The following is a 14679-nucleotide window of genomic DNA, read 5'->3' as shown; positions in this document are numbered from 1 at the left end:
ACGGTATGATAGCACAATTAGTGCACATCACGCCAATACTCTTTCTTAAGCAGATAAACAACAATCGAGAAGATCACAAGGAACGCCATTACCCACCAACCCATTGTTTTACGCTCTAGTTGAACTGGGTCACCAGAGTACTCAAGGAAGTTAACTAGGTCGCGTACCGCTTGGTCATATTCACCGCTGCTAAGCTCACCAGTACCGTCGGATTCTACGCCGACAACCACTTGTTGCTCTTCACCATCAACGACTTTAGTGCCGTATACAGGCTTAGGAATACCTTGTAACTCTTCAAGCACATGCGGCATACCTACACTTGGGAAAACAATGTTGTTCACACCAAATGGACGAGATGGATCTTCGTAGAACGAACGAAGGTAAGTGTATAGCCAATCCGTGCCACGAACACGCGCTACCAGCGTCAGATCTGGTGGTGTAGCACCAAACCATTTTGCAGCAGAAGCATCAGGGATGGAGTTCTCCATCAAATCACCTACTTTCGCTTCGGGATCAAACATTAGGTTCTCTTTGAGTAGATCGAGAGGAATACCCAAGTCGTTTGCAACACGCTCGTATCGTTGATATTGCGTAGAGTGACAGCCGAAACAGTAGTTCATAAACAGCTTAGCGCCGTTTTGTAGTGATGCTTGATCACTAATATCATTATTTGCCTTATCTAGTGGAACATTACTCCCTGCAGCAAACGCCAGCGAGGGTAACAGAACAAATAAAGCTACAATCCATTTTCTCATTTGAAGTTCACCCTTGTTGGTAGTGGTTTCGTTGCCTCGTTCTTACTGTAGAACCACAGTAGGATGAAGAACATGAAATAACCTAAGCTAAAGATCTGCGCCATAAGTGTGTATGTTGGTGTTGCTGGTAGAGCCCCCAAAATACCTAGCGCGATAAAGCTAATCGTGAACTGAATGATGTTGATTAGGTGGAACTTACTACGGTAGCGGTAAGAACGAACCTTACAACGGTCAAACCATGGAAGTAGGAACAGGAACACAATCGATAGACCCATCGCTACCACACCTAACAACTTGTCCGGAACGGCACGTAGGATTGCGTAGAACGGTGTGAAGTACCAAACAGGAGCAATGTGCTCAGGTGTTTTAAGTGGGTTTGCAGCTTCAAAGTTAGGTGGCTCAAGGAAGTAGCCGCCCATCTCAGGGTTGAAGAACAACACGTAACAGAAGAAGAACAAGAAGCCCGCCACACCAATAAGGTCTTTCACCGTACCATAAGGGTGGAATGGAATGGAGTCGATGATGTCGTACTTCTTAGTGTAGTAATCATGGAACTTGAACTGCGTCTTGTAATCGTCGCCCATCGAGCCTTTTGGTAGCTTAGTTTCGATACCATCAGGGTTGTTTGAGCCCACTTCGTGCAGTGCTAAAACGTGCAACACAACAAGCAGTAACAGAACGATAGGTAGTGCGATAACGTGAAGCGCAAAGAAGCGGTTCAATGTAGCACCAGAGATAACGTAGTCACCACGGATCCACAGCGTTAGGTCATCACCAATAACGGGAATAGCGCCAAATAGAGAGATAATTACCTGCGCCCCCCAGTAAGACATTTGTCCCCAAGGAAGTAGGTAACCCATGAAGGCTTCAGCCATCAACACCAAGAAAATCAGCATGCCGAACAGCCATAGAAGCTCACGTGGCTTTTGGTATGAACCGTAGATAAGGCCACGGAACATATGCAGATAAATAACCACGAAGAAGGCAGATGCACCTGTAGAGTGCATATAACGCAATAGCCAGCCGTACTCAACATCACGCATGATGTATTCGATAGAAGCAAACGCACCTTCGCCAGATGGTACGTAGTTCATTGTCAGCCAAATACCTGTCAGGATTTGGTTAACCAGAACCAGCATTGCAAGAGAGCCAAATAGATACCAAAAGTTGAAGTTCTTTGGCATTGGATATTCAGAGAGATGCTTTTTATAAGCATTCATCGCGGGTAGACGTTTTTCCACCCAATCTAATAGTGGTTGCATTATGCCTCTCCTGTGCTGTCATCAACACCAATAATCACTTTAGTATCTGAAAGGAATTTATGAGGAGGAACAACTAGGTTCAGCGGCGCAGGAACGTTTTGGAATACACGTCCAGCCATATCAAACTTCGAACCATGACATGGGCAGAAGAAGCCAGATTTCACACCTTGAACCTGCTCACCAAAAGTATCTGGAAGGTGGGTTGGTGAACAACCTAGGTGAGTACAAAGCCCAACCGCAATGAAGAACTCAGGTTTCACTGAGCGGAATTCATTGGTTGCATACTCTGGTTGTTGAGCTTCTTGTGAAGCTGGGTCGCGAAGTTGGTTTTCAACTTTCTTAAGTTCTTGAAGAGTTTGCTCAGTTCGTCTCACGATCCAAACAGGTTTACCACGCCACTCAACACGAAGTAGCGCACCCTCTTCAATTTTACCGATATCAACTTCGACTGGAGCACCCGCAGCTTTCGCTTTTGCACTTGGGTTCCACGATTTAATAAAAGGTACGGCAACCGCTGCTGCTCCTAAACCACCAACAACGGCTGTTGTTGCGGTCAGAAAGCGCCGGCGACCATTATTTAAAGGCGCATTGCTCATCCAAACATTCTCCAATTTGCTCCATTTGGTTTGTTATTATTTCCGCTGTAGAGCATGGCTAACAAAATAACAATATAGTTCTATTTATTGACGTGAAATGATAAATAAAACCCTACTTTTTGACAAGATAAAGCTACCTTTTTGTAACATCTGTGAGGTAAATCGCCCATCAGGTCACAAAAGCAAAACGTATCTGCAATTTCGTTGGAGAAAAGAAAACTTTAGAGAGGGATAAAAAACAAAAAGCCCGGCATAAGCCGAGCTTTTGATACCACATTCCAGCTTGAGAAAGCTGAAAGCAATAAGCGATAAATTAACGCTTAGAGAATTGTGGACGACGACGTGCTTTACGTAGACCAACTTTCTTACGTTCAACGCAACGTGCGTCACGTGTAACGTAGCCAGCTGCGCGTAGAGCAGGACGTAGAGACTCATCGTATTCCATAAGAGCGCGTGTGATACCGTGACGGATCGCACCAGCTTGACCAGAAATACCACCACCAGAAACAGTGATGTATAGGTCTAGTTTCTCAGTTAGTTCAACTAGCTCAAGTGGCTGACGAACAACCATGCGAGAAGTTTCACGACCGAAGTAAACGTCAAGGCTACGCTTGTTGATTACGATCTCACCAGAGCCTGGTTTGATGAAAACACGAGCTGCTGAGCTTTTGCGACGGCCAGTGCCGTAGTATTGGTTCTCTGCCATTTTCATAATCCCCGATTAGATGTCTAGTACTTGTGGTTGTTGAGCAGCATGGTTGTGCTCAGCGCCAGCGTAAACTTTCAGCTTACGGTACATAGCACGGCCTAGAGGACCACGTGGTAGCATACCTTTAACTGCTAGCTCAAGAGCCATCTCAGGCTTACGATCGATCAGCTTTTCGAAGCTGATTGATTTAAGACCACCTGGGAACTCAGTGTGACGGTAGTAGATCTTACCTTTAGCCTTGTTACCAGTTACAGTAACTTTCTCCGCGTTTACAACGATGATGTAATCACCAGTGTCAACGTGTGGAGTGTATTCAGCTTTGTGTTTGCCACGTAGGCGAGATGCAATTTCACTTGCTAGACGGCCAAGAGTTTTACCTTCAGCGTCTACAACGTACCAGTCGCGTTTTACAGTTTCTGGTTTAGCAACGAAAGTTTTCATGCTAATAATTACCTATTAAAAAAATTTACACTTAAGGAATACTAAGTATTCCCACTGTCTAAGAGCCCCATTCGCCACCCCTTCGAGTGTTGGAAACTCTCGGCATAACGATAATTCACATTATTGTTAGAGGCCTGCAGTAACGGTAGGTCGCAGGATTATAGAGAAGAGCGAAGAAAAAATCACCTCTTTTTGAACAAAATCACGATTTTTTTCTTCGGCTCTCGTAAGAGACGAAAAAAACACTACGCGAGATGCTCTTTTGCTAGATATTCATGGCTTTGCATCTCAGTAAGACGGGACTGGCAGCGCTTAAATTCAAACTCTAGCTGCCCATGTGTGTACAACTCTTCCAGTGACACTTGTGCTGAAATGATCAGCTTCACGTTGCGTTCGTAGAATTCATCCACCAGAGCAATGAATCGCCTTGCCGCATCGTCCATGGTGACATTCATCTGCGGTACTTCAGCCAAAAGCACAGAATGATATAGACGAGATATCTCTATATAGTCATTTTGACTACGTGCTGTCTGACAAAGCTGAGCAAAGCTGGCATGCAGTACCCCATCGCTCGCTTCAATCACGGGTATATTGCGATGATTAATGTCAATTCCGGTTAGCTTGGCCTTACCTTCCCCAACCAGTTGTTGGTAATAACGATAAAGGTTTTCATCGGCTTGCTGGTCTAAAGGATAATGATAGATCTCTGCTTGCTCTAAGGTGCGGAGGCGATAATCAATACCACTGTCTACATTCAATACCTGACAATTTTTTTGAATAAGCGAAATCGCTGGCAAGAATCGAGCACGTTGAAGCCCGTTTCGGTAAAGGTCTTCCGGTGGAATATTTGAGGTCGCGACTAGCACCATATCCTCGTTAAACATCGCCTCAAACAAAGTTCCTAAAATCATCGCATCTGTGATGTCTGAAACAAAAAACTCATCAAAACAGATGATGTCAGCCTCTTGCTTGAACTTATTAGCAATGACCACTAGAGGGTCACTGACGTCATTCAGTAACTTAAGCTCATCATGAACACGATACATAAAGCGATGAAAATGCACACGGATTTTTCTTTGAGTCGGCAAAAGATCAAAGAAGGTATCCATTAAGTAGGTCTTCCCTCGCCCAACTCCCCCCCAAAAATAGAGTCCTTGAGGCGCACCTAACTCAACGCTCGTTTTGGTGCCTTTTAGCTTTTGAGCAAGAGATTGGAAGAATGAGGGTGTCTCGGGCTCGGGCCTTTGCTGATACTCAATGATCTCATGGTATAAGCGCTCTAACGATTCGACCGCCTTTTTTTGTGCACTATCGGCTTGAAAGTCGTACTCTGTTATATCTTTATTATATTTTTCTATCGGTGTCATAAGGGCTTAATTTGTCTTTAGAGGTAAATTATTGGACTAAGGGTCTATCGACTCGACGTCATACCTATACACAATTTTTGGTAGCTATTTCACTTTATTGGTTATTGGACTCATAGTACCATGCTATTTGAGCATGTGTAATTGATACGTAATCAGCATGTTACAAACTATAATAAGGAGCTTATATGCCTTGGATTTATGCTGTCGTAGGTTTGTTGGTCGGTGCTGTACTGGGCATCATCATTTCTCGACTCACTACCCCACAATACAAGCAACAAAAACAGATTCAAAAGGAGCTGGAGACAACCAAGTTTTCACTCGAACAACAGAAGCAAGAGCTAGCTGACCATTTCGCGGAAACTGCAGAGATGCTCGATATATTAGGTAAGGACTACACTAAGTTATATCAGCACATGGCGAAGACCTCTGCCGAGCTGCTACCCAATTTACCTGAGCAAGATAATCCATTTACTAAGAAGGTTGCTGAACAAGCAAGCCCAGACTCAGAGAATACTATCGATAGCACCGCAGAGCAGCTAGAAGAACAACCGAAGGATTACGCAAGTGGCGCAACTGGCTTGTTAAAAGAAGAAAAGAAGCCTGTCGTTGAAGCACCAGAAGCTGCGATGGCAAAAGCGTCATAATCAATAGTTACGATAAATTCTTTACCGCTAAGTGATTTATTTTGAACTTCACACAGGCTTTTGAGTCAGATATCTCACTTAGCATAATAGGAGATACTCGATGAAAAAGCCTTTGCTTGCCTTAACTGCCTTATCACTAAGCTTAAGCGCGATCATCACGCCTCTACCGGCTACAGCCGCATTACCACTTTCTGTTGACGGACAACAACTACCTAGTCTTGCTCCAATGTTGGAGGAAGTCACTCCTGCCGTCGTTAGTATTGCCGTTGAAGGCAAACAAGTTTCACAGCAACGTATCCCAGAATCTTTCCGATTTTTCTTTGGTGATGACTTCCCTATGGAGCAGCTTCAGGAGCGTCCTTTCCGCGGTCTGGGCTCTGGTGTCATCATTAATGCTAAAGAAGGTCACATCGTGACAAACTACCACGTTATCAACGGTGCCGACAAAATCTCGGTGAAACTGCATGATGGGCGTGAATACAAAGCAGAGTTAATTGGTGGCGATGAAATGTCTGACGTTGCGCTGCTGAAGCTAGAGAAAGCACGCGACCTCACTCAAATCACCATTGCTGATTCAGACAACCTGCGTGTGGGTGACTTCACGGTCGCGATCGGTAACCCGTTTGGTCTTGGACAAACAGTTACCTCTGGTATCGTCTCGGCTCTGGGACGTAGTGGCCTAAATCTTGAGAACTTCGAGAACTTTATCCAAACCGATGCCGCGATCAACAGCGGTAACTCGGGGGGCGCACTCGTTAATCTGAATGGTGAACTGATAGGTATCAACACAGCGATTCTTGGGCCAAATGGCGGTAATGTCGGTATTGGTTTTGCTATCCCTGCTAATATGATGAAAAACCTGACTGACCAGATTCTTGAGTTTGGCGAAGTGAAACGCGGCATGTTGGGTGTTCAGGGTGGTGAGATCACCTCTGAACTTGCAGAAGCTCTAGGGTATGAATCAAGCAAGGGCGCGTTCGTAAGCCAAGTGATTCCAGATAGCGCAGCTGATAAAGCAGGCATCCAAGCTGGTGATATTATCGTTTCAATCAACGGTAAGCAGATCAGTACCTTCAGTGAGCTTCGCGCTAAGATTGCAACCCTAGGCGCGGGTAAAAAGGTGAAGCTGGGTGTGGTTCGTGATGGTGAAACAGAATCATTCGACGTGACGCTAGGCGAGTCGAGCCAAAGCAAGACCAAGGCAGATTCAATGCACCCTGGTCTTAAAGGCGCTGAACTTGCAAATACCACCAAAGAAGACAAGGTTGAAGGTGTAAAGGTAACTGCCATTGCTGAGAACTCACCGGCTGCTTCTTATGAGCTACAGCAAGACGATATTATTATTGGTGTGAACCGTAAGCGCGTTAAGAATGTTGCTCAGCTACGTAAGATCCTTGAAGCAAACCCAAGTGTACTGGCACTGAATATTCAACGAGGTGATCGCACAATTTACCTTGTTGTTCGATAACCTCATACTTTAGAACTAGAATACTAGGGAAGAGCCTAAACGCTCTTCCCTTTTATTTACGCGAATCAAAATGTTATTCTCCTCAATCTAAACCGTCATTGAATCAGAGGAACGATGCTTAATTTTATCTTGCGCTCTACCCTGCTTGGTATTGTCACAGCCGCTATTGTTCTTCTGGCTTTTCCATCTCTACGCACTAATATTCCGCCAATCACTCAAGATGAAACTCCTGAGACCTATACCGATATTCAGTTATCGCTGAACCAGGCTGTTCGTCGAGCCGCTCCAGCAGTAGTTAATATCTACAGTCGCCAGTATGTGGAACAGAATCGTTCTAAGCTTTCAACACAAGGGCTAGGCTCTGGAGTAATTGTGAGTGATAAGGGCTATATCATCACCAACTACCACGTTGTCGCTCAAGCAGACCAGATCATCGTTGCTCTGCAAGACGGTCGCATCGCTAACGCTCAGATGGTGGGTCAAGACCGTAGAACCGATATCGCTATCTTGCGTATTGAAGGCAGTGGCTTACCCGTCATTCCGCTCAACACGGAATACTCTGCGAATGTGGGGGATATTGTGCTGGCAATTGGGAACCCATACAACCTAGGTCAAACCACCACATTCGGCATTATTTCAGCAACTGGTCGTTCTTCCATTAGCGCTGACGGTCGCCAGGCATTCATTCAAACCGATGCTGCGATTAATCAGGGTAACTCCGGTGGAGCCTTGGTCAATACTCGCGGCGAGTTAGTCGGTATCAACACCGCCTCTTTCCAACAGGCGACGGACTTGGAAACCTATGGGATTTCGTTTGCAATTCCCTATCCGCTTGCAAATAAAATAATGCAAAAAATCATCGCAGACGGTCGTGTAATTCGAGGCTATATTGGGGTTGATGGACAAGACATTAATCAAGTGACGGCGCGGCTACTTGGCACTCAGCACCTTGGTGGCATCATCGTGCTTGGCGTAGAGCCTAACGGCCCGGCAGCCAAGGCTGGCTTGCAAGAACAAGATATCATTACTGTGATTAACGGTCAGAAGATCAACGGTAAACAAAACGTAATGGATATCGTGACAGACCTGAGACCAGGTACAACAGCCGATGTCACTATTTTGCGCGCAGGCGAAGAGATGACGATACAGATCGAAGTTGGTGAAGACCTACGCTAATAGCGAAAGCTCAATGCACAATCGGATTTCTATAAACGATACAGAACTAAAAAGAGGCACCTAGGTGCCTCTTTTGCTATCTCATCAAAGCTTAATACTCGTTGATTAATCGTCTTCAATATTGAATAGATTTTCCATGTTCAAGCCTTGCTTGATTAGGATCTCACGTAGACGACGAAGGCCTTCGACTTGAATCTGGCGAACACGCTCACGCGTCAGGCTGATCTCACGACCAACTTCTTCAAGAGTAGATGGTTCATAACCTAATAGACCGAAGCGACGCGCTAGCACCTCTTTCTGCTTAGGATTTAGCTCGTCAAGCCACTCAATCAACGATGTTTTAATATCATCATCTTGGGTAGAGACTTCTGGATCTGAATTGTTTGAATCAGGAATAATATCGAGCAGTGCTTTTTCGCCATCACCACCAATCGGGGTGTCAACTGAACTGATACGTTCATTGAGGCGTAACATCTTACTTACATCACTCACAGGCTTATCAAGCTGAGTAGCAATCTCTTCTGCCGTTGGTTCGTGATCGAGCTTCTGAGATAGCTCACGAGCGGTGCGGAGGTAAATATTCAGCTCTTTTACAACATGGATCGGTAGGCGAATTGTGCGCGTCTGGTTCATTAGAGCACGTTCGATCGTTTGACGAATCCACCAGGTTGCATATGTTGAAAAACGGAAACCGCGTTCTGGATCAAACTTCTCTACCGCACGAATCAAACCTAAGTTACCCTCCTCAATAAGATCAAGCAGAGCAAGGCCACGATTGCTATAGCGGCGAGAGATCTTCACTACCAAGCGAAGGTTACTCTCGATCATGCGTTTGCGGGCTGCTTCATCGCCTCGTAGGGCACGACGTGCGTAGAGAACTTCTTCTTCTGCCGTTAGGAGTGGCGAGAAGCCAATCTCACCAAGGTATAATTGAGTCGCATCGAGGTTTTTGGCTGTAAGTTCGACCTCTTCCTTAACCTCTTCAACTGGACGTGCGTCCATCGATTCTAATTGTGCTTCTTGTGAATTGAAGTCTTCAATTTTGGTTGCTGTGTTGCTCTTACTCATAACGCCTCCCCCTGGCGAGTTAGCAAGACATAACTACTCAATATGCCGCTAATGATTAACCATAAGCAAGATGATCAACAATAAGCTCAGGTCTTCCTGACCTGCTGTATGTGATCACCTAAGGCAAGTAGCGTTTTGGATTCACTGACTTACCTTTATAGCGAATTTCAAAGTGTAACCTCACACTGTTAGTACCAGAGCTACCCATGGTAGCAATCTGTTGACCAGCTGAGACTTTGCTGCCTTCACTCACAAGTAATTTATCGTTATGTGCATATGCGCTTAGATAATTTTCGTTATGCTTTACTATTATTAGATTGCCATAACCACGGAGCGCATTGCCTGAATAAACGACGGTCCCTTTGGCAGTTGCAATAACCGATTGCCCACGCTGTCCAGCGATATCAATCCCTTTATTGCCCTGGTCTCCCGTAGAGAACCCCTTGATAACTCTACCCTTTGTAGGCCACAACCACTTCGATACTTTATCGTTTGAAGATGTTGGCTTACTCACAGTTTTGTTAACATTTTGTTTACTTGTTGGTTTAACATACTCCTTTGGTTTTGAGGTTTCAACCTTCTTTGTCGATGTTTTTGCAGTGGACGCTGTACTTGTTTTCGCCGCTGGGGGTGGCGATTTTTTAGGGGCCGTCGTTCCACTTGCAGCTGGGGCGGTGGTTGAAGCAGCAGCAACGCTGACTCCAGTACCACCATAACTTGGTGCACTATAAGCAGGTTGCCAAAGCTTAAGTTTTTGGCCAGGGTGAATAACATAAGGGGCTTTTAATCCGTTATAACGAATAATGTCTTTCACATCTTTATCCGTTAGATAGGCAATAAAATATAAAGTATCCCCTTTGCTGACCTCATAAAAACTTCCACGGTAAGACCCACGTTCGACTTGACTGTACTTACCTGATGAAGATTTAGATAAACTTGAAACTGGTGCCGGTGAATGAGAAGCACAGCCCGCCAATATGGCGAACATAAATGTGATACTAATGAAACGACACCAATCCTTTCGCATAGTTAAGCTAACTCTCCCGCAACCAAGGGTACAAAACGCACCATTTCGACCACTTGCTGGAAGTACTGTTCCCCATTTCGGGTAACTTTGAGCAGCTGTTGCTCTTCATCACCTACAGGTATGATTAATCGCCCACCATCATTCAATTGAGCTAGTAATGCTTGAGGGATTTCACTTGCAGCCGCAGTCACGATAATCGCGTCAAACGGGCCTTTCGCGTTCCAACCCAGCCATCCATCTGCATGTTTAGTTGAGACATTGTAAATATCGAGCTGCTTAAGTCGACGCTTTGCTTCCCATTGCAACGCTTTGATGCGCTCAACGGAGTAAACATGATCAACTAACTGAGCAAGAACAGCCGTTTGATAGCCTGAACCTGTACCAACTTCTAGTACACGGCTATCATTCTTCAGCTCTAACAGTTCAGTCATCTTTGCAACAATATACGGTTGAGAGATCGTCTGCCCTTGGCCAATAGGCAGAGCATTATTGTCATATGCTTGATGCACCATAGCAGGTGAAACAAAAAGCTCACGTGGAAGTGCGTGTATAGCATTCAATACACGTGAATCTTCGATTCCATTCGCTTGCAGGAAATGAATAAGTTGTTCTGCTTGAGGATTCATTATTATAGTTATGTCTTACTTTTAGCTTAACCAGCTGCTCATCGCTGGTAATGATTCATGAGCGGTCAAATCAACTTGGAGCGGCGTAATTGAGACAAAATTATGCTCGATAGCATAAAAGTCCGTACCTTCACCGGCATCTTGTTCTTTCCCAGGAGGCCCCAACCAGTATATGTCATGACCACGTGGGTCCTGTTGCTTAATCATATTTTCTGCGTGGTGACGAGCACCTAAGCGTGTCACCTGTTGCCCTTGCAACGCGTCATAATCAACATCTGGAATATTGATGTTGAGTAATCGATTGGTCGGAATTGGCGAGCTAATATGACGCTCTACCACCTCTCTTACAATTCTTGCTGCAGTGTCAAAGTGCTTCTTACCGACTAGAGAGAAAGCAATAGATTGAACCCCAAGAAAGTGTCCTTCCATTGCGGCTGCGACTGTACCCGAATAAAGCGTATCATCCCCCAGATTTGCACCGTGGTTAATCCCCGATAATACAAGATCAGGCAGATCATCTTTCATCAATTCGTTTAAGGCAAAGTGAACACAGTCTGTGGGCGTCCCTTGAACCGAAAAGGTCTTAGGTGAAATCTCACTAACCCTAAGTGGCTGCTCAAGCGTGAGGGAGTTTGATGCTCCCGAGCGGTTTCTATCTGGCGCGACAACCACAATCTCAGCAATATCACTCAACGCATCCGCAAGTGCTTTGATACCTTCAGCGTGAACACCGTCGTCATTACTCAGTAGTATTTTCATTCCTTTCCCTGCACTTAAGTTTTACTACGCGTATACACGCTCAACTGGAATCTCTTCAACCAACTCTCTGACAATTGCGGTTGCAAAACAGCCTGCATCCAAAGAAAACTTAAGCGTGACTTGGTCTTCAGTCGAGGTCCAAGTAAGGTTGTCTGGTTTTAGGTTGATTACTCGACGGTCATGGCGCATACGGTTGCCGCGAATAAGTGCCATCAAATCTGGCTCCGAATCGACACATGCTTGCTCCAAATCTAATACTTTACCACTAGTTGGTAGAGTATTGTCTCCTGCAAGTGCCGCTGTAACTTGAGGTTCACCTTCAACCGGCACTGCCTCAACATGCTGCTGCTTATCGCCATTAAGTACGATATCACCCACTAATATTTGATCAAATGCTTGCTGCTCAATTCGAGCTGAAACAATCTGATTAAAGATCCAAGAACGCGCGGCAGACAGATATAGACTGCGCTTGTTTTGATTACGAGTTCGTACGTTATCGCGGCCCCAACGACGAGCCTCTGCCACATTATTGCCTTCATTACCAAATCTTTGCGCACCAAAGTAATTTGGCACACCTGATGTGGAAATTTTCTCTAATCGTTTTAATACGTCTTCAACATCGGTAACCTCAGAGAGTGTTAGCTCAAACTCATTACCGGTTAGGTCACCTGGACGTAGCTTTTTGTTATGACGAGTCGTCGCTAAGATCTCAATACTTGGATATTGAGCTAGAAACGCCGTGAAGTCTGGTGTTTCGCCCTTTGGCAGATGAATGCTCAGCCATTGCTCAGTCACGGCATGGCGGTCTTTTAAACCCGCCCAGCTTACATCCTTTGATTTCACACCACAGAATTTAGCAATTTCGTTGGCAACAAAGCTGGTGTTCTCTCCCGTTTTTCGGATACGAACCATGAGGTGTTCCCCCTCCCCTGCCAACTCAAAACCTAGGTCTTCTCTAACTACAAAGTGTTCTGGTTTCGCTTTCAGTTTTGCTTTTGCCGTTGGTTGACCGTTTAGGTAAGCCAGTGGTGCTAGGATATCTGTCATGGTTATTTCGTCTTAATTCTTAATAATCAAGGCAACGGCTTCTACCGCAATACCTTCTTTTCTGCCAGTAAAGCCCAACTTCTCTGTCGTTGTCGCCTTTACGTTTACATTTGCTAGTTCTGTTTCAAGATCTTCAGCAATAGCGGCACACATATCTTTAATATATGGGGCCATTTTAGGAGCTTGCGCCATGATGGTGACATCCACATTACCGATAGTGTAGCCCTTTGCCTTCACTTTTTTGTAGACATCACGAAGTAAGAAGCGGCTATCAGCCCCTTCCCATTCAGCATCGGTATCCGGGAAGTGACGACCAATGTCTCCTTCCGCGATAGAACCCAAAAGTGCATCAGACAAAGCATGAAGTGCAACGTCACCATCCGAGTGAGCAATCAAGCCTTGCTCATAAGGAATAGCAACACCACCGATGATTACCGGGCCTTCGCCACCAAACTTATGGACATCAAATCCATGACCAATTCGAATCATAATATCTCCTAATCCTCAACCAAGGCTCAATGCGCTTTGGCTAGGTAGTATTCTGCTAAAGCCAAATCTTCTGGCTGGGTAATCTTCAAATTATCGGCTCGGCCAGTAACAATATTGACCGGCTTGCCAGCCCACTCAAACGCAGAGGCTTCATCAGTGATCACAACTTGTTGCTCTAACGCTTGTCTCAATACCATTGCCAGCTCAGTGGCTTCAAATAACTGAGGAGTGAGCGCATGCCATAAGTTGACACGTTCGACCGTATGTTCAATGCCACCACTTGGCGCTGAACGCTTCATCGTGTCTCGCACTGGCGCGGCTAGAATCGCCCCAATCTTGTTCAATTCTACAGACTCAATCAACTTAGTAATATCATCTGTCGTTATACATGGACGAGCAGCGTCATGTACTAGAGCTAGAGCACTTGGTGTTTCTTGCGCAAGATATTGAAGACCAGATAACACGGAGTCCGCACGCTCTTTTCCGCCAGCTACACGCGTTACTTTTGGGTTTGTCGCTATTTCTAACTCTGGAAAATAAGGATCATCTTTTGAGATTGAAACGACAACGCGTTCTACTCTAGGGTGTTCCAATAGCTTCTCTATGGTGTGTTCTAACACCGCTTTACCATGAAGAGGAAGGTACTGTTTTGGTCGGTCAGCCTTCATTCGGCTGCCTACACCTGCTGCGGGAACCACTGCAACGATAGGGAGAGGCATTAACGCTTATCCTCAATAATTCGATAGAAGGTTTCTCCGTCTTTAACCAAACCGAGCTCATGACGAGCGCGCTCTTCGATGGCATCCAACCCCTGACGTAAGTCATCTATCTCAGCAAACATCTCGTTGTTGCGATCTTGCAGGTTGGTATTCACCTGGCGCTGTATTTCAATGTCGTTACTGACACGTTGATAATCAACAATACCATTCTTGCCCATCCACAGTGTGTACTGCAGCCAGCCAAGTAAGCACAGAAGAACGAGAGCAAAAATGCGCATGAAATCAGGTCATTCGGTTAAGGGGAATATAGGTGAGAGTTATATCATAGTTAAGGAAAAGGGAGAAGGTTAAGAGCTAGAGAGCTAGAGAGCTAGAGAGCTAGAGAGCTAGAGAGCTAGAGAGCTAGAGAGCTAGAGAGCTAGAGAGCTAGAGAGCTAGAGAGCTAGAGAGCTAGAGAGCTAGAGAGCTAGAGAGCTAGAGAGCTAGAGAGCTAGAGAGCTAGAGAGCTAGAGAGCTAGAGAGCTAG

Annotated in this window: 17 protein-coding genes; 3 read left to right on the top strand and 14 right to left on the bottom strand. The window is 45.4% G+C overall.

The features are described 5' to 3' along the window. Nucleotides 1-17: 17 nt before the first annotated feature. The 6 genes from DPF91_RS18070 to zapE form a co-directional block, all read right to left on the bottom strand. Nucleotides 18-755, bottom strand: coding sequence for a cytochrome c1 (locus DPF91_RS18070; protein WP_117235849.1), 738 nt, complete (start codon nucleotides 753-755; stop codon nucleotides 18-20). Further along, nucleotides 752-2017, bottom strand: coding sequence for a cytochrome b (locus DPF91_RS18065; protein WP_117235848.1), 1266 nt, complete (start codon nucleotides 2015-2017; stop codon nucleotides 752-754). Before DPF91_RS18065 ends, DPF91_RS18070 begins: the two co-directional genes overlap by 4 nt. After that, nucleotides 2017-2613, bottom strand: coding sequence for a ubiquinol-cytochrome c reductase iron-sulfur subunit (gene petA / locus DPF91_RS18060; RefSeq protein ID WP_117235847.1), 597 nt, complete (start codon nucleotides 2611-2613; stop codon nucleotides 2017-2019). Before petA ends, DPF91_RS18065 begins: the two co-directional genes overlap by 1 nt. A 313-nt stretch (nucleotides 2614-2926) precedes the next feature. Continuing rightward, nucleotides 2927-3319 carry a 30S ribosomal protein S9 gene (gene rpsI / locus DPF91_RS18055; protein ID WP_101112439.1) on the bottom strand — a complete coding sequence of 131 codons (393 nt, stop codon included), beginning with the start codon at nucleotides 3317-3319 and terminating at the stop codon, nucleotides 2927-2929. 15 nt (nucleotides 3320-3334) lie between these two features. Then, complete coding sequence (gene rplM / locus DPF91_RS18050; RefSeq protein ID WP_117235846.1) at nucleotides 3335-3763, bottom strand: 50S ribosomal protein L13; 429 nt, start codon at nucleotides 3761-3763, stop codon at nucleotides 3335-3337. A 245-nt stretch (nucleotides 3764-4008) separates the two neighbouring features. Continuing rightward, nucleotides 4009-5130 (bottom strand): cell division protein ZapE, encoded by a 1122-nt coding sequence (gene zapE / locus DPF91_RS18045; protein WP_117235845.1) that lies wholly within the window; start codon nucleotides 5128-5130, stop codon nucleotides 4009-4011. Between the two features lie 185 nt (nucleotides 5131-5315). On the opposite strand from zapE, the gene zapG reads away from it, so the two are divergent. The 3 genes from zapG (at nucleotide 5316) to degS (ending at nucleotide 8418) form a co-directional block, all read left to right on the top strand. Further along, on the top strand, nucleotides 5316-5774 hold the full coding sequence (zapG, locus tag DPF91_RS18040; RefSeq protein ID WP_117235844.1) for a Z-ring associated protein ZapG: 459 nt from the start codon (nucleotides 5316-5318) through the stop codon (nucleotides 5772-5774). Between the two features lie 100 nt (nucleotides 5775-5874). Continuing rightward, nucleotides 5875-7242 carry a Do family serine endopeptidase gene (locus DPF91_RS18035; protein ID WP_117235843.1) on the top strand — a complete coding sequence of 456 codons (1368 nt, stop codon included), beginning with the start codon at nucleotides 5875-5877 and terminating at the stop codon, nucleotides 7240-7242. Nucleotides 7243-7356: 114 nt separating this feature from the next. After that, the gene (degS, locus tag DPF91_RS18030; RefSeq protein WP_117235842.1) at nucleotides 7357-8418 is read left to right on the top strand and encodes an outer membrane-stress sensor serine endopeptidase DegS; all 1062 of its coding nucleotides are present in this window, start codon (nucleotides 7357-7359) and stop codon (nucleotides 8416-8418) included. A 105-nt stretch (nucleotides 8419-8523) separates the two neighbouring features. On the opposite strand, the gene rpoS is transcribed toward degS, so the two are convergent. The 8 genes from rpoS to ftsB all read right to left on the bottom strand — a co-directional run bounded on the left by rpoS (nucleotide 8524) and on the right by ftsB (nucleotide 14431). Further along, nucleotides 8524-9486, bottom strand: coding sequence for an RNA polymerase sigma factor RpoS (rpoS, locus tag DPF91_RS18025; RefSeq protein ID WP_117235841.1), 963 nt, complete (start codon nucleotides 9484-9486; stop codon nucleotides 8524-8526). Nucleotides 9487-9604: 118 nt separating this feature from the next. Beyond that, nucleotides 9605-10513 (bottom strand): peptidoglycan DD-metalloendopeptidase family protein, encoded by a 909-nt coding sequence (locus tag DPF91_RS18020; protein WP_117235840.1) that lies wholly within the window; start codon nucleotides 10511-10513, stop codon nucleotides 9605-9607. Between the two features lie 2 nt (nucleotides 10514-10515). Beyond that, entirely contained in the window at nucleotides 10516-11142 is a 627-nt protein-coding gene (locus tag DPF91_RS18015) for a protein-L-isoaspartate(D-aspartate) O-methyltransferase (RefSeq protein ID WP_117235839.1), read from the bottom strand. An 18-nt stretch (nucleotides 11143-11160) separates the two neighbouring features. Continuing rightward, nucleotides 11161-11898 (bottom strand): 5'/3'-nucleotidase SurE, encoded by a 738-nt coding sequence (surE, locus tag DPF91_RS18010; protein WP_117235838.1) that lies wholly within the window; start codon nucleotides 11896-11898, stop codon nucleotides 11161-11163. Between the two features lie 24 nt (nucleotides 11899-11922). Then, nucleotides 11923-12945 carry a tRNA pseudouridine(13) synthase TruD gene (gene truD, locus DPF91_RS18005; RefSeq protein WP_117235837.1) on the bottom strand — a complete coding sequence of 341 codons (1023 nt, stop codon included), beginning with the start codon at nucleotides 12943-12945 and terminating at the stop codon, nucleotides 11923-11925. A gap of 12 nt (nucleotides 12946-12957) precedes the next feature. Beyond that, nucleotides 12958-13434 carry a 2-C-methyl-D-erythritol 2,4-cyclodiphosphate synthase gene (ispF, locus tag DPF91_RS18000; protein WP_117235836.1) on the bottom strand — a complete coding sequence of 159 codons (477 nt, stop codon included), beginning with the start codon at nucleotides 13432-13434 and terminating at the stop codon, nucleotides 12958-12960. Nucleotides 13435-13460: 26 nt separating this feature from the next. Further along, complete coding sequence (gene ispD, locus DPF91_RS17995) at nucleotides 13461-14153, bottom strand: 2-C-methyl-D-erythritol 4-phosphate cytidylyltransferase (protein ID WP_117235835.1); 693 nt, start codon at nucleotides 14151-14153, stop codon at nucleotides 13461-13463. Further along, nucleotides 14153-14431 carry a cell division protein FtsB gene (gene ftsB / locus DPF91_RS17990; RefSeq protein WP_117235834.1) on the bottom strand — a complete coding sequence of 93 codons (279 nt, stop codon included), beginning with the start codon at nucleotides 14429-14431 and terminating at the stop codon, nucleotides 14153-14155. The genes ispD and ftsB overlap by 1 nt, the downstream gene beginning before the upstream one ends. Between the last annotated feature and the right edge of the window lie 248 nt (nucleotides 14432-14679).

This window comes from Vibrio maerlii (assembly GCF_003415655.1).
GTDB lineage: Bacteria > Pseudomonadota > Gammaproteobacteria > Enterobacterales > Vibrionaceae > Vibrio > Vibrio maerlii.
This window is presented reverse-complemented; position numbering and strand designations above follow the sequence as displayed.